At 39.1% G+C, this 25,553-nt stretch carries 23 protein-coding genes and 1 other annotated feature; of the genes, 15 read left to right on the top strand and 8 right to left on the bottom strand.

Annotated features, from left to right (window positions below):
• The first annotated feature begins 1 nt into the window (after window position 1).
• From BI350_RS13630 to BI350_RS13620, 3 genes are all read left to right on the top strand, one after another.
• Window positions 2–904 carry a fumarylacetoacetate hydrolase family protein gene (locus BI350_RS13630; RefSeq protein WP_075528637.1) on the top strand — a complete coding sequence of 301 codons (903 nt, stop codon included), beginning with the start codon at window positions 2–4 and terminating at the stop codon, window positions 902–904.
• A 59-nt stretch (window positions 905–963) separates the two neighbouring features.
• The gene (locus BI350_RS13625) at window positions 964–1,347 is read left to right on the top strand and encodes a YisL family protein (protein WP_342672186.1); all 384 of its coding nucleotides are present in this window, start codon (window positions 964–966) and stop codon (window positions 1,345–1,347) included.
• Between the two features lie 213 nt (window positions 1,348–1,560).
• Window positions 1,561–3,003 (top strand): alpha-amylase family glycosyl hydrolase, encoded by a 1,443-nt coding sequence (locus BI350_RS13620; protein ID WP_075528635.1) that lies wholly within the window; start codon window positions 1,561–1,563, stop codon window positions 3,001–3,003.
• Between the two features lie 48 nt (window positions 3,004–3,051).
• On the opposite strand, the gene BI350_RS13615 is transcribed toward BI350_RS13620, so the two are convergent.
• Window positions 3,052–4,674, bottom strand: a complete 1,623-nt coding sequence (locus BI350_RS13615; protein ID WP_075528634.1) for a glutathione ABC transporter substrate-binding protein — start codon at window positions 4,672–4,674, stop codon at window positions 3,052–3,054.
• A 156-nt stretch (window positions 4,675–4,830) separates the two neighbouring features.
• The gene (locus BI350_RS13610) at window positions 4,831–6,441 is read right to left on the bottom strand and encodes a glutathione ABC transporter substrate-binding protein (protein WP_075528633.1); all 1,611 of its coding nucleotides are present in this window, start codon (window positions 6,439–6,441) and stop codon (window positions 4,831–4,833) included.
• Window positions 6,442–6,799: 358 nt separating this feature from the next.
• Here BI350_RS13610 and nikC point away from each other — a divergent pair, with 358 nt between their 5' ends.
• The 4 genes from nikC (at window position 6,800) to BI350_RS13590 (ending at window position 10,815) form a co-directional block, all read left to right on the top strand.
• The gene (gene nikC / locus BI350_RS13605; RefSeq protein WP_075528632.1) at window positions 6,800–7,705 is read left to right on the top strand and encodes a nickel transporter permease; all 906 of its coding nucleotides are present in this window, start codon (window positions 6,800–6,802) and stop codon (window positions 7,703–7,705) included.
• 18 nt (window positions 7,706–7,723) lie between these two features.
• Window positions 7,724–8,665, top strand: coding sequence for an ABC transporter permease (locus BI350_RS13600; RefSeq protein WP_075528631.1), 942 nt, complete (start codon window positions 7,724–7,726; stop codon window positions 8,663–8,665).
• Between the two features lie 115 nt (window positions 8,666–8,780).
• A complete protein-coding gene (locus BI350_RS13595; protein WP_075528630.1) occupies window positions 8,781–9,806 on the top strand; it encodes an ABC transporter ATP-binding protein in 1,026 nt (341 codons plus the stop codon).
• Window positions 9,778–10,815, top strand: a complete 1,038-nt coding sequence (locus BI350_RS13590; RefSeq protein ID WP_075528629.1) for an ABC transporter ATP-binding protein — start codon at window positions 9,778–9,780, stop codon at window positions 10,813–10,815. The genes BI350_RS13595 and BI350_RS13590 overlap by 29 nt, the downstream gene beginning before the upstream one ends.
• Before the next feature lie 68 nt (window positions 10,816–10,883).
• On the opposite strand, the gene BI350_RS13585 is transcribed toward BI350_RS13590, so the two are convergent.
• The 3 genes from BI350_RS13585 to BI350_RS13575 form a co-directional block, all read right to left on the bottom strand.
• Complete coding sequence (locus BI350_RS13585) at window positions 10,884–12,215, bottom strand: CoA-disulfide reductase (RefSeq protein WP_082295083.1); 1,332 nt, start codon at window positions 12,213–12,215, stop codon at window positions 10,884–10,886.
• A gap of 18 nt (window positions 12,216–12,233) precedes the next feature.
• Window positions 12,234–13,085 (bottom strand): DegV family protein, encoded by an 852-nt coding sequence (locus tag BI350_RS13580; protein WP_075528627.1) that lies wholly within the window; start codon window positions 13,083–13,085, stop codon window positions 12,234–12,236.
• Window positions 13,086–13,262: 177 nt separating this feature from the next.
• Window positions 13,263–14,075, bottom strand: coding sequence for a Cof-type HAD-IIB family hydrolase (locus tag BI350_RS13575; RefSeq protein ID WP_075528626.1), 813 nt, complete (start codon window positions 14,073–14,075; stop codon window positions 13,263–13,265).
• Between the two features lie 132 nt (window positions 14,076–14,207).
• Between BI350_RS13575 and BI350_RS13570 the strand changes: the two genes are divergently transcribed.
• The 3 genes from BI350_RS13570 to BI350_RS13560 all read left to right on the top strand — a co-directional run bounded on the left by BI350_RS13570 (window position 14,208) and on the right by BI350_RS13560 (window position 17,927).
• Window positions 14,208–14,978 carry a prolyl oligopeptidase family serine peptidase gene (locus tag BI350_RS13570; protein WP_075528625.1) on the top strand — a complete coding sequence of 257 codons (771 nt, stop codon included), beginning with the start codon at window positions 14,208–14,210 and terminating at the stop codon, window positions 14,976–14,978.
• A gap of 50 nt (window positions 14,979–15,028) precedes the next feature.
• A complete protein-coding gene (locus tag BI350_RS13565) occupies window positions 15,029–15,337 on the top strand; it encodes a metal-sulfur cluster assembly factor (RefSeq protein WP_075528624.1) in 309 nt (102 codons plus the stop codon).
• 454 nt (window positions 15,338–15,791) lie between these two features.
• Complete coding sequence (locus BI350_RS13560; protein ID WP_082295183.1) at window positions 15,792–17,927, top strand: ATP-dependent Clp protease ATP-binding subunit; 2,136 nt, start codon at window positions 15,792–15,794, stop codon at window positions 17,925–17,927.
• Window positions 17,928–17,996: 69 nt separating this feature from the next.
• On the opposite strand, the gene BI350_RS13555 is transcribed toward BI350_RS13560, so the two are convergent.
• Window positions 17,997–18,374 carry a hypothetical protein gene (locus BI350_RS13555; RefSeq protein WP_075528623.1) on the bottom strand — a complete coding sequence of 126 codons (378 nt, stop codon included), beginning with the start codon at window positions 18,372–18,374 and terminating at the stop codon, window positions 17,997–17,999.
• A gap of 481 nt (window positions 18,375–18,855) precedes the next feature.
• The gene (locus BI350_RS13550; RefSeq protein ID WP_075528622.1) at window positions 18,856–19,038 is read right to left on the bottom strand and encodes a YjzD family protein; all 183 of its coding nucleotides are present in this window, start codon (window positions 19,036–19,038) and stop codon (window positions 18,856–18,858) included.
• Between the two features lie 188 nt (window positions 19,039–19,226).
• On the opposite strand from BI350_RS13550, the gene BI350_RS13545 reads away from it, so the two are divergent.
• The 3 genes from BI350_RS13545 (at window position 19,227) to BI350_RS17490 (ending at window position 21,891) form a co-directional block, all read left to right on the top strand.
• The gene (locus BI350_RS13545; protein WP_075528621.1) at window positions 19,227–20,159 is read left to right on the top strand and encodes a beta-ketoacyl-ACP synthase III; all 933 of its coding nucleotides are present in this window, start codon (window positions 19,227–19,229) and stop codon (window positions 20,157–20,159) included.
• A gap of 55 nt (window positions 20,160–20,214) precedes the next feature.
• Window positions 20,215–21,453, top strand: coding sequence for a beta-ketoacyl-ACP synthase II (fabF, locus tag BI350_RS13540; RefSeq protein WP_075528620.1), 1,239 nt, complete (start codon window positions 20,215–20,217; stop codon window positions 21,451–21,453).
• A 213-nt stretch (window positions 21,454–21,666) separates the two neighbouring features.
• Complete coding sequence (locus BI350_RS17490) at window positions 21,667–21,891, top strand: YuzI family membrane protein (RefSeq protein ID WP_483852911.1); 225 nt, start codon at window positions 21,667–21,669, stop codon at window positions 21,889–21,891.
• Here BI350_RS17490 and trpS read toward each other — a convergent pair.
• Entirely contained in the window at window positions 21,842–22,828 is a 987-nt protein-coding gene (gene trpS, locus BI350_RS13535; RefSeq protein WP_075528619.1) for a tryptophan--tRNA ligase, read from the bottom strand. The genes BI350_RS17490 and trpS overlap by 50 nt on opposite strands.
• Before the next feature lie 118 nt (window positions 22,829–22,946).
• Window positions 22,947–23,176, bottom strand: a binding site (T-box leader).
• A 150-nt stretch (window positions 23,177–23,326) separates the two neighbouring features.
• On the opposite strand from trpS, the gene BI350_RS13530 reads away from it, so the two are divergent.
• The gene (locus tag BI350_RS13530) at window positions 23,327–24,532 is read left to right on the top strand and encodes a putative glycoside hydrolase (protein ID WP_075528618.1); all 1,206 of its coding nucleotides are present in this window, start codon (window positions 23,327–23,329) and stop codon (window positions 24,530–24,532) included.
• Between the two features lie 488 nt (window positions 24,533–25,020).
• Window positions 25,021–25,416: a transcriptional regulator SpxA gene (gene spxA, locus BI350_RS13525; RefSeq protein ID WP_168157285.1), complete on the top strand. Its 396-nt coding sequence runs from the start codon at window positions 25,021–25,023 to the stop codon at window positions 25,414–25,416.
• The last annotated feature ends 137 nt before the right edge of the window (window positions 25,417–25,553 follow it).

The following is a 25,553-nucleotide window of genomic DNA, read 5'->3' as shown; positions in this document are numbered from 1 at the left end:
AATGAAGTTATTGTCGTTCAAATACAATGGGGTAACGTTGTTTGGGCCAAAGGTGAAAAGAGAAGAAGCGGTATGGGATGTGTTGGCCCTTGCCAAGCACTATGAGCAAACTCAATTTCCGAAAACAATCATAGAAGGTATTGCTTCTGGTTTAGATTTTGTGGAGAAAATCCGTAAAATGGTTGAACGAGCAGAAAAGGAAGAAAATATCCAATATAAATACGCTTTTACAGAGATTGAATGGCTATCACCGATTCCGCGTACGCCGAAAAACATTCTTTGTGTTGGAAAGAATTACTTGGACCATGCGACTGAAATGGGAGACGAGGCGCCGCCGGAGAAATTAATGATTTTCACAAAATCACCAACGACGATTGCAGCGGATGAACAAGACTTGCCGATCCATGCCGATGTGACAGATAATCTCGATTACGAAGGAGAATTGGCTGTCGTTATTAGTAAAGAAGGAAGAAATATTCCAACTCAATTAGCGTATGACCACATTTTTGGCTATACAATTGCCAATGATGTAACCGCACGTGATATTCAAACGGCTCACGGTCAATTTTTTCTTGGTAAAAGTTTAGATGGATCTTGTCCGATGGGACCTTATCTAGTTACCAAAGATGAAATTCCGAATCCCAATGATTTAGCGATTGTGACAAAGGTAAATGACGAAGTGCGTCAAAGCAGCCAAACAGATAAGATGATCTATAAAATAGAAGATATTCTTGCGGAAGTTTCCCGTTTTGTCACATTAGAACCGGGAGATGTCATATTAACCGGAACGCCAGCAGGAGTCGGTAAAGGGATGAATCCGCCGTCCTATTTAAAAGAGGGCGACACGGTAAAAATTTCGATAGAGGGAATTGGAACCCTATCTAACCGCTTTGTCAAAGTGTAAAATCTTACGTTAATTCCCATATTTATGATACACTAATATAGGAATACATACTTGATGAGGTGAAAGTTTTGGACGTATTATCGGATTCAACACATTTGCATTTATTTTCATGGATAGTTGGCGTAGTTTTATTTGTGATTACAGCTGCAATGGCAAAAGGGTCTAAAGGTCGAAAAATCACACATATGATTGCTCGTTTATTTTATGTACTTATCTTACTATCGGGTTTCCTATTATTTATGAGATATTCAAGTCTAGACAGTGCATTGTACGGTGTGAAGTTTTTAGTTGGATTGATTGTCATTGCTTTGATGGAAATGATCATCGTGCGTGCGAATAAAGGAAGAAATGTATCTACATTATGGATTATTTTCGCCATCGTATTATTTATAACGTTATACCTAGGTTTTAAATTACCAGTTGGATTGAATTTCTTAGCGTAAAGATTTATGAAAATAAGAAACTACCTATTTGCGAAACATGCATAGGTAGTTTTTTTGTGAGAATAAAAGTATAGGTGAATGGTGCCCCACGAATCTAGTCACATATTCGCCCTAATTCATCACTGTATTCCATTATTATGCCTGAATACATGGCGGCATTCTAACGCATTTGGTAAAATGACTGAAGAATAGCTCTTTAAGGAGGCTTTTTATATGAAAAGAACTAGATGGCTAACAATTATGATGTCAATTCTATTAGTGGTATCTATCGTACATCCATCATCTGCTTTTGCGGAGAATAAACGCTCACTGCAAGATGAAAGTATTTACGATTTGCTCGTTGATCGTTTTCATGATGGGAACTTACATAATGATGAAGATGTAGATGTAAAGGACATGTATGCATTTAGCGGGGGAGACTTCGCAGGTATTAGTGAAAAGGTCGATTATATTGCGAATATGGGATTCACACTCGCTTCAATCGGACCAGTATTTAAAACAGCTACATATGACGGCAATCAAGTGCTGAATTACGAGGAGTTTGACCCTCATTTTGGAACTGAAGAAGAATTTATCGACATGATTAAAGTCTTGCATGAGAAAAACATAGGGACAATTATTGATTTTCCTATGAATGGGATAAGTGATACGCATGTCTGGATACAAGACGGCACCCTCGAATCTATCCCAACTGGGGAAGGGACTGCTAGCTGGGTCACAACAGATGATAAGGTGAAAGAAACGTTAAAAGAAGCGATTCTTTCATTCGCCAAAAAATATGATGTTGCGGGAATTCGATTAACGCATATTGGGAACTTTGACGAATCGTATTTAAATGAAATCATTACTGAGGCAAAAGAAATTAACCAAGGACTTTATATATTATCGAACGAGCCTTCAACAGCTCAGTTTGATTTAGCACCGCAAATTGAGAAAATGAATGCTTTAAAACAAGCGTATGTCCAAGTTGATCCAGATTCCGCGCCTTTAAATTTATTTGAAGATGAAAATGCAACTGATTTAATCCAACTGGACGAATTAACAGGACCTCGTTTTACATACGAAATGACGCAGCTGCGAATGTTCCCTCCGACGAGGTGGAAGATTGCAGCAACGGCTTTATTTACATTACCAGGTGTACCGATGATGCCTTATGAAAGTGAAATCGCGATCACTGGAAAAGAAGCCCCTGAAACGCATCCAATCGTTAATTTTAAAACAGATACGGAATTATATGATCATATCGCCGATTTAAATAAATTACGCAATCAGTCAGAAACGCTTCGAAATGGCGAATTTGAAATGTTACATAACGAAAATGGTTTTACGGTTTTCACACGAACATCAGACGAGGAAACTTGGCTAATCGTCATAAATAATACTTCAGAAGTTGCCAACTTGGAAATTGATGAGGAGAAAATTGGTGAAAACAAAAGGCTACGCGGCTTATTGGAGGCTGATTCGGTCCGACAGTCAAAAGACGGGAAGTATCGAGTCGTGTTAGAGAGAGAACTAGCAGAAGTTTATATTGCTGATGAAGATAAAGGGTATAATACCCCGTATTTAATCGCTTCAATTCTAGTCTACACATTGTTTTTCGCTTTATTATTTACGATTTTCCGTAGAGGAAAGAAGAATAAAGAAGCTTCAAAATAAAAAATCACCTAACTGTCACTCAAACAGTTAGGTGATTTTTTATTATAATTATTCTACAAATTTAACGTTTTGTAGTTGGTAGATTCCTGATTCGTCGATTTCGAAGCCTGTGATTTTGTTGCTAACTCCTAATAGGTACTCTTGGTGATGGATGTAAACCATTGGCGCATCTTCAATTAGGTGTTCTTGGATCTTGTTGTAGATTTCAATACGTTTTTCAGGGTCAGATTCACGACGACCTTCATCAAGTAGCTTGTCTACTTCTGGGTTTTCGTAGAATGTACGGTTTCCTGGGTTTCCTTTTTGAGATGAATGGAACAGTGCGTACATTCCGTAGTCTGCATCTCCTGTAGGGTTAGACCAGCCAAGGACAAACATATCATGTTCACCTTGAGCAGTTTTGTCTAAGTACGTTCCAAATTCCATTTGCTCAACTTTTGCATCGATATTAAGCTCTTTTAGGCTGTTTTGAAGAATGATTGCCATGTCAATACGTTGTGGGCTGTCATTCGTCCAAATTGTTGTTGAAAAGCCATCAGCATAGCCTGCTTCTTCCATTAACTTCTTTGCTTCTTCTACATTGTAATTAAGTGGTTCTAAATCTCCGTTGTAGCCGAACACGCTTGGCGCTAAAGGTCCGACAGCCGGAATTCCAATGCCTTCGTAAACACCTTGAATGATTTCTTCTTTGTTTACCATCATTGAGATTGCTTGACGTACTTTCGGATCGTTGAAAGGTTCTTTTTCAGCATTAAATCCGATGTAAGATAAGCTTGAAGATGGTTTTTGTAAAACCTTTGCATAATCTCCTGCATTAATTTCTTCAACTTCAATTGGTTGAACTGGATCTGTCACGTGTACGAATCCACGCTCAAGGTCAGCATTACGTGTTGTACTTTCAGGAATAACTTTAAATGTTACAGTATCAATGTGGACTTTCTCGCCCCAATAGTCATCGTTTTTAACGAGTTTAATTTCATTACCAGGGTTCCAACTTTCAAATTTGAAGTAACCAGTTCCAACTGGATTTTCAGAAATAACAGTACCTGGGTCTTGTCCTTCTTTCATCGCAGCGTAGTCTGCTTCAATAGATTTAGGGCTTACCATTCCGCCACCGTTATGGGAAAGGTGTGCGTACAATGGTGCGAACGGATATTCAGTCGTAATACGAACCGTATACTCATCCACAACTTCAACGTTAGCAATCATTTCAAATAGGAAGTAACGTGGTGAAGCAACTTCTTTATCAAGAATACGATCTAAGTTTGCTTTAACCGCTTCGGCATTGAAAGGCTCTCCATCATGGAATGTAACCCCTTCGCGAAGTTTGAATTCATATGTTGTTTCATCGATTGTTTCCCAATCAACCGCTAATCCTTCAACGATGTTATTTTCGTCATCACGATTAACAAGTGTTTCATAAATATTTGCCTGTACAACTGATGATGGTACATCGTTAGAACCAGCTGGATCTAATGAGGATGCATCTGATAGAACCGCAAGGACTAAATCGCCGCCCTCAACAGTACTTTCTGTTGCTTCTCCATTGTCACCATCTGTTTTGTCATTGTCTTTGTCGCCAGAATCAGATCCGCCAGCACATGCTGCAAGGACGAAAGACAACGCTAAAATCATGACGAAAAGCCATTTTAATCTACTTTTCTCTTTCATAATGTAAAATCCTCCATTCTTTTTATCGACTGTTGTAAAAATAGAAATAGTTTTATAACAGCTAAAAGAAATATAGCATAAAAAAATGATTTGTACAATTGGAAAAATAAAAAACTCGTAATACTTGACGTATTACGAGTTTTTCACCAAATAATATTATTCTTTAAAAGTAACGTCTTGTAATTTATAGTATCCTGATGGATCAATCCAATAATTTTCAACTGAATTGCTTACACCTGATAAGTAGGCTTGGTGATGAACATACATCATCGGAGCGTCTTCAATTAGAATTTCTTGAATTGTCGTATACAGTTCTTGACGTTTATTTTCGTCAATTTCTTGTCTAGCTTCTACTAATAACTTATCTACTTCCGGATTTTCATAGAAAGTACGGTTTCCAGATACGCCTTTATTTTCCGAGTGGAATAATTGTGAAAGGAAATAGTCTGCATCTCCGACTGGATTTGTTAGTCCTAGGATAAACATATCGTGCTCACCGTTAGCGGTCTTGTCTAAATAAGCACCCCACTCGACGATTTCAATATCAACCTCAATATTTGCTTGCTTTAATGCTTCTTGGATTAAGACCGCCATATCCATACGTTGTTGATTGTCATTCGTCCAAATTGTTGTTTTAAATCCATCTTCATAACCAGCTTCTTTTAGTAACTCTAATGCTTTATCTGGATCGTGAGGAAGTGGTTTAAGATTTTCAGCATGTCCGAACACACCAGGTGCTAGTGGTCCGGTTGCTGCTAAACCATGTCCTTCGTAAATACCTTCAATAATATCATTTTGACTAATCAGCATTGTTACAGCCTGACGCACTAATTTATTGTCGAAAGGTTCCTTTTCTAGGTTAAATCCAACATAGGCAAGTGAAGAAGATAGTCTTTCATCGATAAAAGCATTATCGGAGTCCTCGACTAAAACAACTTCGCTCGGCTGGACTGGTTCGATTAAATGCGCATAACCTGTTTCAAGTTCTGCTAATCTTGTACCGCCTTCAGGAATCGCTTTAAACGTTACAGAGTTAAGTTGAACTTCTTGACCCCAGTAATTATCATTTTTTACTAGTTTAACTTCTGTTCCGTGATCCCATTTGTCAAATTTGAAGAAACCAGTTCCAATTGGATGCGCATTAATGACGCTGCCAGGTTCTTTTCCTTCTTCCATTGCAGCATAGTCTTCGTCAATTGATTTCGGACTAACCATTGCACCAACTGGGTGACTTAGGTGCGCTAGCAATGGCGCAAATGGAAACTCTGTTGTAATTTGTACTTTATATTCATCAAGTACTTCAATATCAGTGATCATCTCGAAAATAAATGCACGTGGTGCAGCTATATTTTCATCTAAAATACGTTCAAAGTTTTTCTTAACAACTTCCGCATTAAACGCTTCTCCATCATGGAATGTTACGTCATCACGAAGTTCAAAAACCCATGTTGTATCGTCAATGATTTCCCAATTAGTTGCAAGGTTTTCAACGATTTGGTCGTCTTTATCTTTCTTGACGAGTCCATCAAACATGTTGATTAGGACGTTATATGACGGGACGTCGGTTGTAAGATGTGGATCAAGTTTAGCTGCATCAGATAGAGTTGCGATAACCAAGTCTGATCCATTCTCGTTTGTGGTGGTATCAGATTCATTTGAGTTTTTATCTTCCTCAGAATCACTACTTCCACCTGCACATGCTGCTAAAAACATAGATAAGACTAATGTCATAATTAGCAACAAACTCCAATTGCGTTTTCTAAGCATTGTATCTATTCCCCCTAATAATGTTAATGTTGCGAAAAAAGCAACATGGGTAGAAGTTTAACATTATTCAGATTTTCGTGCAAGTTAATTTAGTGGATATATTTCAATTATTGACATTTTTCACATGATAAACAGCAGTGACGTATTCCGACAATATTTCTTATAAATCGCGCTAATACGACAAAAATATGTATTTTTATAGATGAAAAATAACAAAAAGCACAATTAGTAAGTAAATTTTTTAAAATACTATTACGATAATTGTAATTTCATGTTATGATACTTGTTATTCGTAGAATAAATATATATTAAGTCTTAAGTCATTATGGCTTAAGGGAGGAAAGGGTGTTAAGAAACTATGACAGGAAAAACAGCTACGATGATAGAGCAATCAAAAAGAACAAGTCCTAGATTAGAGGCATATAGAGCTTTTTGGAAAAGACTACTCAAAAATAAAGCAGCAGTAGTAGGTGGGTTTTTTATTCTACTATTTGTTATCTCTTCGATAATTGTTACGTTATTTGGTCCTTCTATCATTACGTATGACCCTACTAAAGTAGATGTGTTAAATAAGTTACAATCACCTTCCAAGGAGCATTGGTTTGGAACGGATAATTTCGGAAGGGACATTTTCACAAGAATTCTCTATGGAATGCCACTTACTTTAAAGGTAGGTTTTCTTTCTGTAGCAATGGGTGGAATTGTTGGTGTTGTCTTAGGGATTGTATCCGGTTACTATGGCGGAAAAGTAGATACGATTATTATGAGGGTGATGGATGTATTGTTAGCTTTCCCAGGAATCTTACTTGCACTTGCAATTGTAAGCGTATTAGGTGGAAGCTTAACGAACGTAATTATTGCCGTCAGTATTTTCTCAGTACCTGCATTTGCCAGAATCGTCAGGGGTTCAACTTTGTCTGTCAGAAAACTTGAGTATATTGATGCTGTGAGAGCACTTGGTGCATCAGATTTTCGAATTATTTTTAAGCATATCTTACCAAACGTAATGTCGCCGATTATTGTTCAGGCTACATTGCGAATTGCAACTGCAGTCCTTACTGCGAGTGGCCTATCATTCTTAGGGCTTGGTGCTCAACCACCAGAACCAGAATGGGGTGCGATGTTAAATGATGGACGGACTTATATGAAGAGTGCGCCACATATTATTCTATTTCCAGGAATGATGATCGTTATTGTCGTACTAGCATTTAACATTTTCGGAGACGGATTAAGAGATGCACTAGATCCGAAAATGAAGAAATAATGAGGAGGGGGAGTATGAATGGGTAAATATATCATAAGAAGACTTTTGCAAACAATTCCAGTTTTATTAGGCGTATCAATATTAGTATTCTCACTCATGCATTTAATTCCTGGAGACGCTGCACAAATTATGGCGGGTGAAGGTGCATCCGAAACTACAGTTGAAAATATACGTGAAAAATTAGGCTTAAATGAACCAAAACCAGTTCAATATTATAATTATGTATCAGGCGCGATCCAGGGAGATTTAGGAAACTCTATTAGGAGTGGAAGACCTGTATTAGAAGAAATTAAAGGTCGATTTTGGGTTACGGCTGAGCTTGCCATATACGCTACAATACTAGCGGTATTTCTTGGATTAATTGCCGGGATTATATCGGCGGTGCGCCATTCGACATGGGCAGACGTCTCAATCATGATTGTTGCATTATTCGGTCTTTCGATGCCGAACTTTTGGTTAGGACTTGTACTCATTCAGTGGTTTGCAATCGGCGCGGATTGGTTGCCTGAATTCATGAAAATGAGACCTTCTGGATGGGGAGATAGTTGGCGCCAAATCTTACTACCTGTGATTTGTTTAGGTACGAGTGGTGCTGCCATTATTGCTAGAATGACTAGAGCATCCATGTTAGAAGTTATTGGACAAGACTATATTCGAACTGCTAGAGCCAAAGGTTTAAGTGAAAGAATCGTAACTTACCGCCACGCTCTAAAAAATGCATTAATTCCGGTAATTACAGTTGTCGGACTTGAATTTGGAGCATTTCTTGGTGGAGCAGTGATTACAGAAACAATCTTTGCGATTAATGGAATGGGGCGTTTAACAATTGACGCAATTAGAGAACGTGATTTCCCAATCGTACAAGGAACAATTTTAATTATTTCCTTGTTATTCGTCTTAGTTAATATGCTTGTAGATATATCTTATCGTATGTTAAATAAGCGAATTGACTTGAACTAAATCGTTTTCGTTTAAATAATCTTTGTTTTATAACATTAAGTAGAATAAATAAAATAACAAACTAGATCGCATATCGATAAATGTGTCAGGTTTTCAAGAAGAGAGGGATTGTAAAATGGAAACTGATTTATTAAAAGTTAATAATCTCCGAACGTCTTTCCAAACAGACGAGGGCGAAGTGAAGGCCGTCGATGGCGTAAGTTTCTCGTTGCCAAAAGGAAAGACTTTAGGGATTGTTGGAGAATCAGGCTCTGGAAAAAGTATTACAGCACTTTCAATCTTACAATTACTTGCCTCTAATGGGAGAATTCAAGATGGTGAAATTCTCTTTAAAGGTGAGAACTTAGTAGATTATACAAGTGAACAAATGCGCAATATTCGTGGTAACTCGATTTCAATGATATTTCAAGAACCAATGACATCATTAAATCCAGTCTTTACAGTAGGTCAACAAATTAGTGAATCGCTCATAAAACACCAAAAGTTATCTAAAAAACAAGCAATGGACCGCTCTGTTGATTTATTAAAACTTGTAGGAATTCCTTCTCCGGAAGCCCGAGTGAAAAACTATCCGTATGAACTTTCGGGCGGAATGCGTCAACGTGTTATGATTGCGATGGCATTAGCATGTGATCCTGAAATGTTAATTGCGGATGAGCCGACAACTGCGCTCGATGTAACAATTCAGGCACAAATACTCGATTTGATAAAAGAATTACAGCATCGTTTAGGGATGTCAGTAATCTTTATTACACACGACCTTGGAGTTGTTGCTGAAACATGCGATTTTGTAGCGGTCATGTATGCGGGGCAAGTTGTTGAATACTCAGATGTACATACATTATTTGCTAATCCGCAGCATCCTTATACAATTGGTCTGTTAAATTCATTGCCGAGACATGATTTAGAGCAACAAAAATTAGAACCGATTCGCGGAAACGTTCCAAGTCCGCGCGATATGCCCAAAGGGTGCAGATTTGCTCCGAGATGTCCAGCTGCAACAGACTTATGCAGGGAGAAATTACCTGAGTTAGTAGGAGACGAGCATGGCAATGACGTTCGTTGCTGGTTATATACAGATGAATGGGACGGAGAAGCGGAGGTAAACGTTTATGGCAAAAAAAGAGTTGCTCAAAGTTGAGGGGCTAAAACAACATTTTCCCATTAAAGGCGGTATGTTGGGAAGAACTGTCAACCATGTAAAAGCCGTTGATGGGATTACATTTGAAGTATATGAAGGTGAAACGGTAAGTATCGTTGGAGAATCCGGTTGTGGGAAATCGACGACGGGTCGTGCGATTTTGCGATTAGAAGATCCAACTGAAGGAACAGTTCAGTTTGATGGTGTTGATATTACAGCATTGACTAATAGGCAAATGAGAAAGAAAAGAAAAGATTTACAAATTATATTCCAAGATCCGTACGCGTCCATTAACCCGAGACAAACGGTTTCTGGTATTCTAACAGAAGCGATGACCATTCAAAATTCAGTGCCAGCAAATAAGAGAAGAGAACGTGTGTTAGAGTTACTGAGAATCGTTGGATTGAATGAACAGCAAGCTGATCGTTATCCACATGAATTCTCAGGGGGACAACGTCAAAGAATCGGAATTGCAAGGGCGCTTGCGGTCGATCCAAAACTGATTATTTGTGACGAAGCGGTTTCAGCACTGGATGTTTCCATTCAGGCGCAAGTCTTAAACTTATTGGAAGAATTGCAAGAGGAATTTAAATTAACTTATTTATTTATTTCTCATGATTTGGGAGTCGTTCGTCATATTTCAGATCGCGTAATCGTTATGTATTTAGGTAAAATCGTTGAAATCGGTGAGCGAAACGAAATTTTTGATAGTCCTAAACATCCTTATACGAAAGCGTTGCTGTCGGCTATCCCGGTGCCAGATCCAACGTATGAAAAGAAACATATTCCGCTAAAAGGAGATGTACCGTCACCTATCGATCCACCGACGGGATGCCGTTTCCATACGCGTTGTCCATTTGCTCAAGATAAGTGTAAAGAAATTGAACCAGTATTACAGACGCACGAGTCAATGGAGACAACGCATCAAGCGGCTTGTCACTTTGTAGAAGAAATTGAAGCAGGCGAATTAAAAGCAAGAGACTTTTCGATTAAACCTGTGCAAGTATAATAAAAAATCCCTTTCCAGTCCGATTGAGCGGATGGAAAGGGATTTTTTGTATGGGGAAAAGTTTTTATTTATTTAAGTTTCGCTTTATACCCAACCATATTAATTGGGTCTTTCGGCGATGAATAGGGCGGGGAATAGCTTAATTCGAGTGCGGCTAAGTCGTCCACAGTCATATTGCCCATCATGGCGGTTACGAGAATATCCAACCGTTTGTCTACCCCTTTTGTGCCCACTGCTTGAGCGCCCAGGATTTGTCTTGATTTCCGGTCAAAATGAACCCGTATTAAGATTGTGCCGTGGTCTGGATAATAACCTGCATTCGTTCGCCCTTCATGTGTAACCGTGTCAAAATCGAATCCTTCCACACGAAGATTTTGTTCTGAGAGACCAATCATCCCGGCCGTCAAAGAGAAAAGTTTCGTAATCGTAGTGCCCAAAAAAGGATTCACTTTCACAGGACGACCTGCTAGATGACTTGAAACAATAAATGCTTGTCTATGTGCGTGCCATGCAAGTTGAACTCGTTTTGGTTTCCCGGTTACCCAGTCTTGCCATTCAGCAATATCCCCAATGGCATAAATAGCTGGGTCATCTGTTTGCATGTATTCATTCACAACAACGCCATCCGTTACACCAATCGTAAGTCCAGCCTCAATAGCCAGTGATGTATTAGGAATGACGCCAATACTCGCAACGAGGAAGTCGGTGTTGATGGCGACGCCGTTTTTCATCATGAGTCGATTGCCTTCAATCCGTTCAATTTCATCATTAAAATAAAAATCTACACCATTTGCTTTCATTTCATCATATAGAACGTCCGTAATTTCTTTATCCATTGAACTCATGACACGATTGCCACGTAAAATGAGCACAGTTTGAATGCCGCGGTGAATAAAGTTTTCAACAAGTTCGATACCGATGAAACCGCCGCCCACTACGGCACAAGATTGCGGTTTTTCAGTATCGAGATAACGAACGATTTCTTCCATATCCGCATAGCTTTTCAGTGTGAAAAATGGTAAATCATCTAACCTTTTTAATGAAGGAACGCGAGAACGACAACCTGTGGATAAAATAAGTTTGTCGTAAGACGCTTGAAACGTTTCATCTGTTTCTAAATTACGGACCTCAACAGTCTTAGCCTTGCGATTTATCGAAGTGACTTGGTGTTTGACCAATGTACGAATGTTCCGGGTTTCGCTAAATCGTTCAGGATTGGGTCCTCCGATTTTCTCTTTGTCCTCGATAAGCCCACCAATGACAAAAGGCATCCCACAAGATCCATACCCAATCTTTGAGTCAGAACCGATTAGGGTAATGGAGGCATCTGGCAAAGTTCTTCTAATTTGAGCGGCAACAGTAGATCCTCCGGCAATTGCACCAACAACAACGATTTTCATCATATCCCGCCTTTTTGCTTATGGAAGTTTGTTAAGGAAATAAACAGAAAACGTTCCTGGACCAACATGCGCACCGATTACTGAACCTATCATTTGAACGTCAATGCTTTTTGGATTAAATCGTTCTTCAATCGCTGATTTTAACTCCAATGCAATGGCTTCATCATCTGCATGGTTAATGCCGATATGTTGTTCTGATAAACGATCGCCGCGCTCTTCCATCAAATCTAACATTCTTCGCACGACTTTCTTTCGACCACGGTGTTTTTCGATGGGCACAAGCTTACCGTCCTCTACGTGTAAAAGTGGTTTAATATTTAACAGTCCACCGATAAATGCGCTCGCCTTTGATACGCGACCGCCTTTTGCCATATAATCTAAATCTTCAACGGTGAAAAGGTGTTCCATATGTTGGGCCATCAAACGAATTTTTTGTTCAATTGTTAATAAATCATCGCCTTCTTTACGTAATCGGGCTGCTTCTTTTACGAGGAGCCCATAGCCTAGAGAGGCGCATTTCGAATCGATGATAATTAAATTTAATTCGGGATATTCTTCTTTCACCTGGTCACGAATCATGACGGCCGTATTATGGGTTCCCGATAATTCAGATGAGAAAGCGATATAAATTCCTTCTTCACCAGATTTGGCCAAGTTCGTCCATTCTTCCATAAAAAAATCAGGTGACGCTTGTGATGTGCTAGGTTGTTTTCCGTCGCGTATTGCATCATAAACTTCTTTTGAATTAATTTCGGTGATGTCTTTATATTCATCTTCATCAATGATAACGTGCAGTGATATTAAATCTACTTGTTCCTCATCAAAAAATGATTTAGGTAAATCAGATGCACTGTCTGCAAATATTCTCATAGTATTACCCCCTAAGGTAGATGTTCTAATCATGTAAAATTCGAAATAATGATGACTTGATTATTGGGTGGATTCAGCATATCTAAAGTATTAAATGATTATTTTTGTTCTCACTAAAATCGCTTCTTCCGCCTAACAATCATTATGAAATTCATTATGATAAGATCATAAATCTTACTATAATTTTAACCGATTGTTCAAGACTTCGGCAATCCCGTCTTCATTATTTGTGGCCGTCGTCACTTCGTCTGCGATTGACTTCAGTTCATCAATGCCATTTGCCATTGCGACACCATGACCGACATAGTCTATCATTTCAAGGTCATTGTTTTCATCGCCAAAAGCAATGATACGTTCTTTTGGAATATCCATCCATTTGGAGACGTGTGCTAGGCCAGCCGCTTTACTGAGTCCGCTGCGAAACACTTCAACGACATGGCCCCAAGGTGAATTCCAAAAACGGTGACCAACGACTTCAGCATGTACTTGGCTTAAATGTGATTGAATCGTTTTGATATCTGATTCATCAGCTTGAATCAGTATGGATGTAGGGTCATCTTTTAAATATCGTTGAATGTCACCAGTCGTCACATTCGGTTGCCCCATTTTAAAATTATCTAATACTTTTTCGTCATGATGATGTACATAAACATCGTCTTTAACTTCCGCGATAATATTTTGCCAAGGAAATTGTTGCATCGCTTCCATTACTTCCTTCACAACGGATAGAGAGAGCGTTTCATGAATCGTTTTCCAAGAGGTATCAAGTGGGTGATGCACAAAGGCTCCGTTAAAATTAACGACTGGGGTATTTAACCCTAGTTGATGATAATAATACTCCGTTGCACGATAAGGTCTTCCAGTAGCGAACATGACGTGGTGCCCAAGTTGTTTTGCTTTTTGTATCGATTGTACTGTTTTTTCTGTAATCACTTTATCATCTGTTAGTAACGTTCCGTCTAAGTCGAGAACGATTAAATGTGGTTTCAATCAAATTCCCCCTTTTACGTAGTTTACAGTTAAATCAATAGCCAAGTCAAAAATTGAAAACATTAAAAGCATGTTTTGTTTTTTTAGAAAAACTTTGTTAAGCTAACAGGAAAAGAAAAAGGTTGTGAATGCATGATTATTAAAGAAGAAATGTGGCGCAACATCCCACTTTTACATATTGTCGATAGTGAATTTGAAAATGAAAATGTGCCAGTTGCTATTTTTTTACATGGATTTACGAGTGCAAAAGAGCATAACTTACATTATGCTTATAATCTTGCGAAAAAAGGGATTCGTGTGCTGCTCCCTGATGCTCATTTACACGGCGTTCGTTCTGAAAACCTTGACGAAGCAGAACTTGCTTTGCGTTTTTGGGAAATCGTTATGACAAATATTGAAGAACTAAATATTTTATACAATGAAATAAAGGAACGTGGCCTTTCCGACTCCGAAAAAATAGGGGTAGGCGGGACTTCCATGGGAGGTATTTCTACGCTCGGTTCACTTAAAATTTACGACTGGATAGATGCATCTATCATTATGATGGGGGCGCCTGGTTTTGTAGATTTAGCCAAAGCGCAAATTCGTGAATTTGAACAAAAAGGATTTACGTTACCAATAACAATAGAAGAGAAAAAGCAATTGTTAGAACATATCTCTCTATTTGATATTACAAAACATCCTTCCGCCTTAAAGGGAAGACCAGTTTATTTTTGGCACGGTAAAAATGACCAAGTTGTCCCTTATGGACCGACCTTTAAATTTTATGAAGAAGTAAAAGAAATGTATGCAGATAAACCAGATGATTTTGTTTTTATTACCGATAAAAGCGCAGCGCATGCCGTAACACGACCAGGCATGTTAGATGCTGTCAGTTGGCTTGCATGTCATTTGAATGAATAAGGAAAGATTGATATGATGGAGATAAGTCTAGAATGGAAAGGAAGATGAGCATGAGTCAAGAGATGAAAGATAGTATGATGGGTGCAATCGAAAACGTAATTGACCCGGAACTTGGTATAGATATTGTAAACCTTGGACTTATTTATGATGTAGAATTAGACGATGAAGGTAAGGCAATCGTAACGATGACACTTACATCAATGGGATGTCCGATGGGGCCGCAAATTGTATCAAATATTAAACAAGAACTTATGGAGCTTCCAGAAGTAAAAGACGTAGAAGTGAATATCGTCTGGAATCCTCCATGGTCTAAAGATAAAATGTCACGCTATGCAAAAATGGCGTTAGGCGTTAGATAAATAATATATTGCTGTTATGTAGTTAACAGATGAGAAACTGTACAATTTTTTCTAAGTTGTACAGTTTTTTTACGTTTATTCATGAAAATGTGATAGGGCGGTTAGCTTATTTCCTAATCTAATAAACTATGCGCCCGTTATATTGAACCCCTTGCTAAGCCTTACGAATTCTGCCCCTCACTTGTTGAATTCCGCAGTCCATCGCGAACTCCGCTCCCGGCCAATCGAATTGCCCACTTGACCTGCTGAATTCCTCTCGTGGACTAGTGAACTCCGCGCCTACCCGAATTCACTATCAATCATACGAGCTATGTAAGTTTAAGCTACTTGAGAAAGTGGGATAATGAAAAATAGGCTATAAATGCAATTTTCTTTACCAAAAGGTCTGTTTCAAATTATAATTTAATTAGTCAATAAAGGTCAAAGGGTAATAGAAAGGATGAGATAAATGAGGATGCAAGGGGAACAAGAGGAGCGGACTCCGCTAGAACAATACGGACGTAATCTTGTTGAAGACGTTAAAAATGGAAAACTAGATCCCGTTATCGGACGAGATGAAGAAATTCGCAATGCGATTCGGATTTTATCGAGAAAAACGAAAAATAATCCAGTACTTATAGGCGAACCAGGTGTCGGAAAGACGGCCATTGTAGAAGGATTGGCTCAAAGAATTGTTAAAGGGGACGTACCTGAAGGATTAAAAGGGAAAGAGATATTCGAACTGGATATGAGTGCGCTAATCGCGGGTGCCAAGTATCGGGGAGAGTTTGAAGAAAGATTGAAAGCTGTTTTGAAACAAGTGAAAGATAGCGAAGGGCAAATTATCATGTTTATCGATGAAATCCATACGATTGTAGGCGCTGGAAAGTTGGACGGCGCAATGGATGCAGGCAATATGCTAAAACCGATGTTGGCACGTGGAGAGCTTTATTGTATCGGTGCCACAACACTTGATGAGTATCGGATGTACATTGAAAAAGACCCAGCGCTTGAACGCCGTTTTCAGCAAGTGATGGTGCGCGAGCCGTCTGTTGAAGATACGGTTTCTATTTTACGGGGGCTAAAGGAAATGTTCGAGCTGCATCACGGTGTACGGATTCATGACCGTGCCATTGTTGCGGCATCCACTTTATCGAATCGCTATTTAACGGAAAGATTTTTGCCCGATAAAGCAATCGATTTAATCGATGAAGCGAGTGCGATGATTCGGACGGAAATTGACTCGATGCCTCAAGAATTAGACGCGGTAACTAGAAGAATCATGCAACTTGAAATTGAAGAGCAAGCCCTCACCAAAGAGAAAGATGCGGCTAGTCAAAATCGTTTATCATCACTACGAGAAGAGTTACAGCAATTAAAAGATTCCTCGGCTGATATGCGTGCACAATGGGAAGCGGAAAAGAAAACATTGAATGATATACAAGAAAAGCGTAGCCGTTTAGACCGCTTGCGTCGTGAATTAGAAGATGCGGAAAATCGTTATGATTTAAATAAAGCGGCTGAACTTCGTCACGGAAAAATTCCTGCAGTAGAAGCCCAATTAAAAGAAATGGAAGCCTCTTTATTGGATGGGCAAGAATCTCGATTATTACGCGAAGAAGTTACGGAAGAAGAAATTGCAACGATTGTTGCAAGGTGGACGGGAATCCCTGTGACAAAGCTTGTAGAAGGTGAAAGGGAAAAGTTACTGCGGTTGAAAGAAACGCTAGAAGAACGAGTCATCGGACAAGACGACGCGGTAGGGCTCGTGACAGAAGCTGTTTGGCGTGCACGTGCCGGGATTCAAGACCCCAATAAGCCAATTGGTTCGTTTCTGTTTTTAGGGCCAACGGGTGTAGGAAAAACAGAACTTGCTAAGACACTTGCCGCTACTTTATTTGACTCTGAAGATCATTTTATTCGAATTGATATGTCCGAATATATGGAGAAACATAGTGTATCGAGGCTTGTCGGTGCACCTCCAGGATATGTTGGTTATGAGGAAGGCGGCCAGTTAACGGAAGCAGTTAGGAGAAATCCATACGCTGTTGTGTTATTAGATGAAATTGAAAAAGCACATCCCGACGTCGCGAATATTCTTTTGCAAGCCTTGGATGATGGTCGAATTACCGATAGTCAAGGTAGACTCGTTAATTTCACGAACACCGTCATTATTATGACGTCCAATATCGGGTCGGCTTATTTATTAGATGGGGTAGGGGATACTGAAGAGCATGCAGTTGAAGACCTTGTCATGTTTGAATTAAGAAAGCATTTTAAACCCGAGTTACTCAATAGAATGGATGACATTATTATTTTCCATTCATTAACCGGTGATTCATTTAAACGAATTGCACATAAAATGCTTAACGAACTTGCGGAGCGGTTGGCGGAGCAAGAAGTGACGATTACTTACGGAGAAGACGTGCTAAATTGGATTGTTGAACGAGGGACCGATGCAGAATTTGGTGCCCGGCCATTAAAAAGGTTTATCCAAAGACACGTGGAAACCATGGTCGCTAAGGAAATCATTAAAGGGGACGTAGGGCCTGGGAATGAACTTACGCTTTCTATGAAAGAGGGTCAACTTCAAATAGGAAAAACTAAATAAGTCATTCCGAAAAAAGACTTCTATTTAAGAAGTCTTTTTTTGGGCATTACAAGTTCAACCTTTGTCCGGCTATTTTTTAAGCGGTAATACGGGTTCATGCTCACTATATCTAGAATACATCCAACCGCCGATTTCCATCTCCGAACAAGATTCATCCTTACAGCCAAAGAGGTAGGATTCTTTATCTGTTTTGACGATTACATCATAATGAAACGGATACCTACCACCCTTATTGCGGTCAACGAACGTTGTAATGGCATACACTTTTTCAGTCTCAGTAAGTTTTTGATATTCTTCGCTTTCTACGACGAGTTGTACCATTTCACCTAAAATAACTTTATCTTCTTCATTAGGCGTATACAAGCCTACCCAAAAATTTTTAGCAAAATAGTAGATATTTAAGCTTAGGCTTATGATTAATAAAGTCCATACAAGCCACCTCTTCACAGCAATCGCCCCACTCTCTTTATCAGTTACACTATGGAATCCTTTATAATCAAACGTTCGTGGTTTTCAATAAGTTTCATTGCTGAGTCAATTTCATAAGTGTGAGTTTGAAGCGGAATGCGTGTGTTAGTGTGTACATATGTTTGAATTTTTGTGTACAGATGTATCTTCGTTGATTGGAGTGGAAGGCGCCGAGTGCGTGCTCTCAAACGCTTCGCTTTTTGGTCGCAAAAGCCGTTCTTCGTGACGGCTCTTCCTGTGGGATTAGCGGGACAGGTGAGACCCCACAGGAGCGAAGCGACGAGGAGGCTCACCGCCCGCCCCACGGAACGCGTGCGCCTGGAACGGAAATCAACATTGTTAGTAATTTACTGTAGCAAGGTTAATTGTGAAATTGATTATGATCAATCCCCAAAGTTCTGTTTAACGAAAAAAGGCTATTCAAAAGTTTTCACTTTTGAACAGCCTTAAAATCATGAGATTAGTTATCAGATACTTCCTGATTTGGAATTGCTTCACCTAATAGAATAACTAATACTGCCATAACTAGAGAAATCATCACTCCAGCTTGAAGATCAAATGGAACGTTTGCAATCGCCCCAACAACATAATTCAATAAAGTGACCAATAAAAATGACCACACGAATGCCATAATGAATCTCAACGGATTTCACCCCTACATAACTATTTCTTTTACGATTGTATCACAGCATGTACATTTCTGAAACATTTTATCCAACAAAATAGACGATTATTTGGCGAAATCGTGTCGGTCTGTTGTAAATTCGCTAGAAATCTTTTATAATTACTACCAGGTACTAATATTAGATGATAATGAACGGAGGAAATTGAATGAACGCTGGTCTAATAGGCGTCGGGAAATTTGTGCCGCCACATATTTTAACAAATGAAGATTTAGAGAAGCGTATGGATACTTCGGATGAATGGATTCGTACGATGACGGGAATTGAACAAAGGCATATTGCGGACGATGATACAGATACTTCGCATATGGCCTATCAGGCAGCTGCGAAAGCGATTGAGGATGCAGGTATTCAGGCGGAGGAAATTGATTTAATACTCGTTGCAACAGTTACACCAGATCGTCCATTTCCATCTGTTGCGACAATGTTACAAGAACAACTTGGCGCAAAACATGCAGCTGCAATGGATATTTCCGCGGCATGTGCTGGATTTATGTACGGAATTGTAACAGCGAAGCAGTTTATTGAAACGAATACGTATAAAAATATTCTAGTCGTTGGTGTCGAAAAACTATCGAAAATAACAGACTGGGAAGATCGAAATACAGCTGTCCTCTTTGGTGATGGGGCAGGCGCCGTTGTCGTAGGAGAAGTTAGCGAAGGCCGCGGAATTTTATCATTTGAGCTTGGTGCAGATGGTTCAGGTGGAAAACATTTATATCAAGATGAAAAGCTCATCATGAATGGCCGAGAAGTATTTAAATTTGCTGTTCGTCAAATGGGAGAATCAGCCGTTAACGTGATTGAAAAAGCGGGATTGACGAAAGAGGATGTCGATTATTTAATCCCACACCAAGCGAACATTCGAATTATGGAAGCTTCGCGTGAGAGATTAGAATTACCAATAGAAAAAATGTCGAAAACGATTCATAACTACGGGAATACTTCAGCGGCATCTATCCCAATATCGCTCGTTGATGATTTAGCGGATGGAAAAATAAAAGACGATGATGTCCTAGTTTTCGTTGGATTTGGCGGCGGCTTAACTTGGGGCGCGGTATGTATGCGTTGGGGAAAGTAAGCGAATCGACTATACTAAATAAATGGTCTATAAATTAATGAAGGGAAGTATAAACATGAATGCACGACGCGTTGTTGTAACAGGAGTTGGAGCAGTTTCACCAGTAGGGAATACTGCAGAAGAATCTTGGAAATCCGTTATTAGCGGAAAGTCTGGGATTGGTTTATTAACAAGACTCGATAGTGAACAATTTCCAGTGAAAGTTGCTGCAGAAGTAAAAGATTTTGATATTGAACAATATATTGAAAGAAAAGAAGCACGCAAAATGGACCGTTTTACGCATTATGCGCTTGCTGCTTCGATTATGGCCATGGAAGATGCAGGTCTTGAAAAGCTAGATGAAGAACTTTCTTTAAGAACAGGTGTCTGGATTGGTTCTGGAATTGGTGGAATGGAAACACATGAACAACAATTTGAGATGTTCCAAAAGAGAGGATATCGCAGAGTAAGCCCGTTTTTCGTTCCAATGATGATTCCGGATATGGCTTCTGGCCAAGTATCGATCCATTTTGGTGCGAAAGGCATTAACTCATGTTCCGTTACTGCTTGTGCATCAGGTACAAATTCTATCGGAGACGCATTTGAAGTGATTCGACGCGGCGATGCGGATGTTATGATAACAGGCGGCGCTGAAGCACCGATTACGACAATGGCTGTCGCTGGTTTTTGTGCGAATAAAGCACTGTCATTAAATCCGGATCCTTCTACGGCATCACGTCCATTCGATGCAGATAGAGATGGCTTCATAATTGGTGAAGGGGCAGGAATTCTCATTCTTGAAGAATATGATCATGCGGTGAAGCGAGGCGCAAAAATTTACGCGGAAATCGTGGGATATGGTTCAACAGGGGATGCTCATCATATTACTGCACCAGCTCCAGAAGGTGAAGGCGCTGCGAGAGCGATGCAACAAGCGCTGGACCAAAGTGGTGCGGATCTTACTAAAGTAGGGTATATTAACGCACACGGAACAAGCACACCATATAATGATGAGTTTGAAACATTGGCGGCAAAAACGGTATTTGGCGATCATGCTAAAAACTTAGCCATAAGTTCAACGAAATCGATGACTGGACATTTATTAGGCGCTGCAGGTGGACTTGAAGCAATCTTCACAGTAAAAGCACTTCAAGAAGGCATTGTTCCACCGACAATTAACTACAACACACAAGACCCAGCTTGTGATCTTGATTATGTAGCTAATGAGGCACGCGAAATGGACGTTGAATATGCCATGAGCAATTCACTAGGTTTCGGTGGTCATAATGCATCACTAGTTTTTAAGAAAATCTAATCGAGTCAATTTCATAATTACCTAAAACCGCTAAGCCATACAATATATAGTTGAGAACGGTTTAACTCAACTACGCAGCGAAAAGATTGGATTATGAAATTGACTAAGTCACATGAAAAAGGTGAACCATTGCAATTTGTAGTGGTTCACCTTTTTCGTCTAAATCTACGTTGTCCTTTCATATAGTGTACTAAAAGATAAAGGAAGGTATACGTGACAAGATTTTTTATATTTTTAATTAGTTACGGGCTACTTGTAATCAGTACAGCGCAAATTCTCATTTATTTAAATTATAGAGCACTTGGTCATACATGGGACGCAGTGCTCTATTACATTGTACGCACCCCTGATTTTGCAATTTTAGTAATATCTGCAGTCACGATAATTATTATCGTTTCCTTCCGAGGCCCATTGCGTCTTCCATTCTCTTCAGGGTAGCAGACGCAGTTTTATTCGCTTTTTCTGCGCCTTCATCTAAAATGTCGTCTAATTTGGATGATTCGATTAGGTTATAGTAATTTTCTTGGATAGGTGTTAAGTGATTAATGACTGCTTCTGCAACACCTGCTTTAAAGTCGCCGTAACGTAAACCATCATATTTCGCAACGACCTCATCAATGGTCATGTCGCTCATCGCCGCTTCAATCGCAAGTAAATTTGAAACACCTGGTTTATTATCTTCATCAAATTTGACGATGCCTTCTGAGTCAGTCACCGCACTTTTTATCTTTTTCTCGATTTCTTTTGGCGTATCAAGTAAAGAAATCGTTGCCCTTTTATTCGGGTCGGATTTACTCATTTTCTTTGTTGGTTCCTGAAGAGACTTAATCCGTGCACCTGTTTTCGGAACTCTAATTTCAGGGATCGTTAATGTATTACCGTAACGACTATTGAAACGCTCAGCTAAATTACGTGTAAGTTCTAAGTGCTGTGTTTGATCATCACCAACAGGTACGATATCTGTGTTATATAAAAGAATATCCGCGGCCATTAATGGCGGATACGTTAGAAGTGCAGCAGAAACACCTTCTTGCCCTTCGGATTTATCCTTAAATTGGGTCATACGTTCCAATTCACCAATATACGAAATACATTGCATGATCCAAGCGGCTTGCGCGTGTGCGGGTACTTCAGATTGAATGAATAAATTTGCTTTTTCCGGATCAATCCCACTTGCTACATATAAAGCGGCTAGTGAACGAATGGTTTGTTGCAATTCTTTAGGGTCTTGACGAACTGTAATAGCATGCTGGTCAACGATACAGAAATTACAGTGGTATTCATGCTGTAGTTCTGTAAATTGACGAAATGCTCCGATATAGTTTCCAATTGTTACTGTTCCTGTTGGCTGTACGCCAGAAAAGATAGTTTGCATTAAAATTTCCTCCTTAAAAGTTTCCCAATACCGACGAAGCCGATTAGGGGTCCTATCAATGAAATAAAGTAATGATGAAATTAACTTTATTCCAAAATAAAAAATCAGTCATCCCTAAAAAAGGGACGACTGATTTTTAGTTCAACCGTGATACCACCCGAATTGCCGAAAAGGCCACTCAAACTCCATAACGCGGAGACACGTAACAGACTACTGATGAGATACAAACACCCATGTTCATCTATTAAGCTCAGGAATCCACTTCATTTTATAAGGCTGTCTGTTCACACTACCCACAGACTCCCTGCCAAGCCGTTATAAAATTACTCTTTCCATCAATGCTTTTTATTTTTTATGAATTAAGCAAACTACATTTATGTTGAATTGACTGTATTATAAATCTAAACTCATGGATATGCAAGAAAGAATGTTCATTAAGACCCTTTAACTTGTATGACTTCCCTGTTAAACTGGTGAAATAGGAAGGATGTTGTCGAAATGAAGAGAATAAGTTGGTTAGCCCTACTACTATTTGCATGTATAATCGCAATTCCTACTATAGGATATGCCGAGAAAAATCAAAAAATGGCAGATTTTACAGCACGTACATACGGCTTTGAAGAAATTGATAAACGAATGATCACATCATCAACTTTATTCCGCTATGACTCGGGTCTCACGTTTGAGTATCCTGATGCAGTTCGTGGCATTTACGTAACGGGTCATTCAGCAGGGGGGGCACGTTTTCAAAAGCTTGTTGATTTAATTGATTCAACGGATTTAAATGCAATGGTGATTGATATTAAAGATGATTTTGGAAATTTAACGTATATTCCTAAGGAAGATTCTTCCTTAGCCGCTATGGATATAGGCCAACCTTATATTAATAATCCACGTGTTTTATTGGAAGAGCTAGAAGAAAAGAAGATTTATCCAATTGGTCGTATCGTCGTCTTTAAAGATACAGTGCTAGCAGAAAAGCGGCCAGACCTTTCATTTACAGAAGGGGAAACTGTTTGGAAAAATGGACGTCAGGAAGCGTTTGTTAATCCGTTTATGAAAGAGGTATGGGATCATAATGTTGAAATTGCAATTGAGGCGGCAAAAATGGGCTTCCAAGAAATTCAGTTTGACTATGTTCGATTCCCGGAAGGTTTCGAAAAGCGCTTTGAGTCATTAGAATATTCTTACGGAGGTTATGCAGAATCTGAACTTGATCCTGTCCAGAGACGTGTTGAGGCTGTAACAGATTTTGTAGCTTATGCACGTGAACAGCTAAAGCCTTACGGGGTGGAAGTATCAGTGGATATTTTTGGTTACGCGGCGACGTTGACTGAAGCGCCAGGAATTGGGCAAAACTTCTCGAAAATATCGGAAAACGTGGATGTCATCTCTTCGATGATTTATCCAAGTCATTGGACTTCCTATTTTGGAATCGCAAAACCTGATTTGGAGCCGTATAAATTAGTAGCTGAATACGCAAAAGTTGAAAATGAAGTATTAGGAAAGCTAGAAAATCAACCAGTCTCACGTCCTTGGTTGCAAGACTTTACTGCTTCTTGGCTCGGTTCGGGAAATTACTTGAAATATGGCAAAGCTGAAGTGGAAGCACAAATTAAAGCGCTTCAAGATAATGGGATTGACGAGTATCTTCTTTGGAATGCAGGGAATACGTATTCACCAGGCGTTAATTATAAACCGTAAACTGTAGTCTCTCACTGATTGATACTGAAGTGGGGGGCTATATTTTATGGTGATATCTCCAGTAAGGCGGTCGACTATGAAGCACAGTTTGTCACCTTAATGATTTGCCTAGTATTTGTCACAATTATTCGGCGGTATCGGCTTTAAATTTGGAACTTTTTTATTTTTGAAACGTTCTATTAGTGAGAAGATTGGTTTTCAATATAATGAGACTAAATGAGAATATGAGAAAACGAATAAACTGATGTTTATTTTTGATGTGAACGGGTATAACAGTTAAAGAAGAAAGAATTGATTGAAAAAGTGATAGGAAATCGACTATATTGCGAAAATGTGTCGATATGCTATTATTTTTAAAGTTATTCAAAAAAACTGTTTTAATCGTTGGTAAAATTGTGTATACTAGTAATAGGAAGTTTTAATTTACAATTATTCTAATTTGAACATAAAAATTCGCAAAACGATTTGAAAGGAAGTGTCAGTGTATGATGGTAACATTATTTACATCACCGAGCTGTACGTCATGCAGAAAAGCAAAAGCATGGCTGGAGGAACATGATATTCCGTATACAGAGCGAAATATTTTCTCCGAACCTTTGAACATCGATGAAATAAAAGAAATTCTACGAATGACTGAGGATGGGACAGATGAAATTATCTCTACTCGTTCAAAGATTTACCAAAAACTAAACGTAGATGTTGAAAGTTTACCGCTTCAACGTCTTTATGAGTTAATTCAGGAACATCCGGGACTCTTAAGAAGACCAATCATTCTTGATGAAAAGAGACTTCAAGTAGGATATAATGAAGATGAAATCCGACGGTTCCTCCCACGAAAAGTAAGGGCTTACCAGTTACTGGAAGCACGACGTATGGTTAATTAATGATATGAAATTTAAAAGCTGATAGGGGGACATTGTAAAATGCCAAATTCCTATCGGCTTTTCTCTTTCCCTTGCTTTACTGATAAATGTTATCTACAATAGCGTAAACTATTTAAAACATGAATCTGTATAGAAAG

The organism is Sporosarcina ureilytica (assembly GCF_001753205.1).
Classification (GTDB): Bacteria; Bacillota; Bacilli; order Bacillales_A; family Planococcaceae; genus Sporosarcina; species Sporosarcina ureilytica.
Note: the sequence above shows the minus strand (reverse complement) of the source record. Positions and strands in the feature narration are given on the sequence as shown.

Bases quoted from the DNA above. Each gene is read 5' to 3' on its own strand.
- spxA (WP_168157285.1), top strand. From the start codon at position 25,021: ATGGTAACATTATTTACATCACCGAGCTGTACGTCATGCAGAAAAGCA.
- nikC (WP_075528632.1), top strand. From the start codon at position 6,800: ATGACAGGAAAAACAGCTACGATGATAGAGCAATCAAAAAGAACAAGT.
- BI350_RS13580 (WP_075528627.1), bottom strand. From the start codon at position 13,085: ATGAGAATATTTGCAGACAGTGCATCTGATTTACCTAAATCATTTTTT.
- BI350_RS13545 (WP_075528621.1), top strand. From the start codon at position 19,227: ATGAACGCTGGTCTAATAGGCGTCGGGAAATTTGTGCCGCCACATATT.
- BI350_RS13590 (WP_075528629.1), top strand. From the start codon at position 9,778: ATGGCAAAAAAAGAGTTGCTCAAAGTTGAGGGGCTAAAACAACATTTT.
- BI350_RS13610 (WP_075528633.1), bottom strand. From the start codon at position 6,441: ATGCTTAGAAAACGCAATTGGAGTTTGTTGCTAATTATGACATTAGTC.
- BI350_RS13630 (WP_075528637.1), top strand. From the start codon at position 2: ATGAAGTTATTGTCGTTCAAATACAATGGGGTAACGTTGTTTGGGCCA.
- BI350_RS13620 (WP_075528635.1), top strand. From the start codon at position 1,561: ATGAAAAGAACTAGATGGCTAACAATTATGATGTCAATTCTATTAGTG.
- trpS (WP_075528619.1), bottom strand. From the start codon at position 22,828: ATGCAAACTATCTTTTCTGGCGTACAGCCAACAGGAACAGTAACAATT.
- BI350_RS13570 (WP_075528625.1), top strand. From the start codon at position 14,208: ATGATTATTAAAGAAGAAATGTGGCGCAACATCCCACTTTTACATATT.
- BI350_RS13595 (WP_075528630.1), top strand. From the start codon at position 8,781: ATGGAAACTGATTTATTAAAAGTTAATAATCTCCGAACGTCTTTCCAA.
- BI350_RS13560 (WP_082295183.1), top strand. From the start codon at position 15,792: ATGCAAGGGGAACAAGAGGAGCGGACTCCGCTAGAACAATACGGACGT.
- BI350_RS13600 (WP_075528631.1), top strand. From the start codon at position 7,724: ATGGGTAAATATATCATAAGAAGACTTTTGCAAACAATTCCAGTTTTA.
- BI350_RS13530 (WP_075528618.1), top strand. From the start codon at position 23,327: ATGAAGAGAATAAGTTGGTTAGCCCTACTACTATTTGCATGTATAATC.
- BI350_RS13615 (WP_075528634.1), bottom strand. From the start codon at position 4,674: ATGAAAGAGAAAAGTAGATTAAAATGGCTTTTCGTCATGATTTTAGCG.
- fabF (WP_075528620.1), top strand. From the start codon at position 20,215: ATGAATGCACGACGCGTTGTTGTAACAGGAGTTGGAGCAGTTTCACCA.
- BI350_RS13565 (WP_075528624.1), top strand. From the start codon at position 15,029: ATGAGTCAAGAGATGAAAGATAGTATGATGGGTGCAATCGAAAACGTA.
- BI350_RS13585 (WP_082295083.1), bottom strand. From the start codon at position 12,215: ATGAAAATCGTTGTTGTTGGTGCAATTGCCGGAGGATCTACTGTTGCC.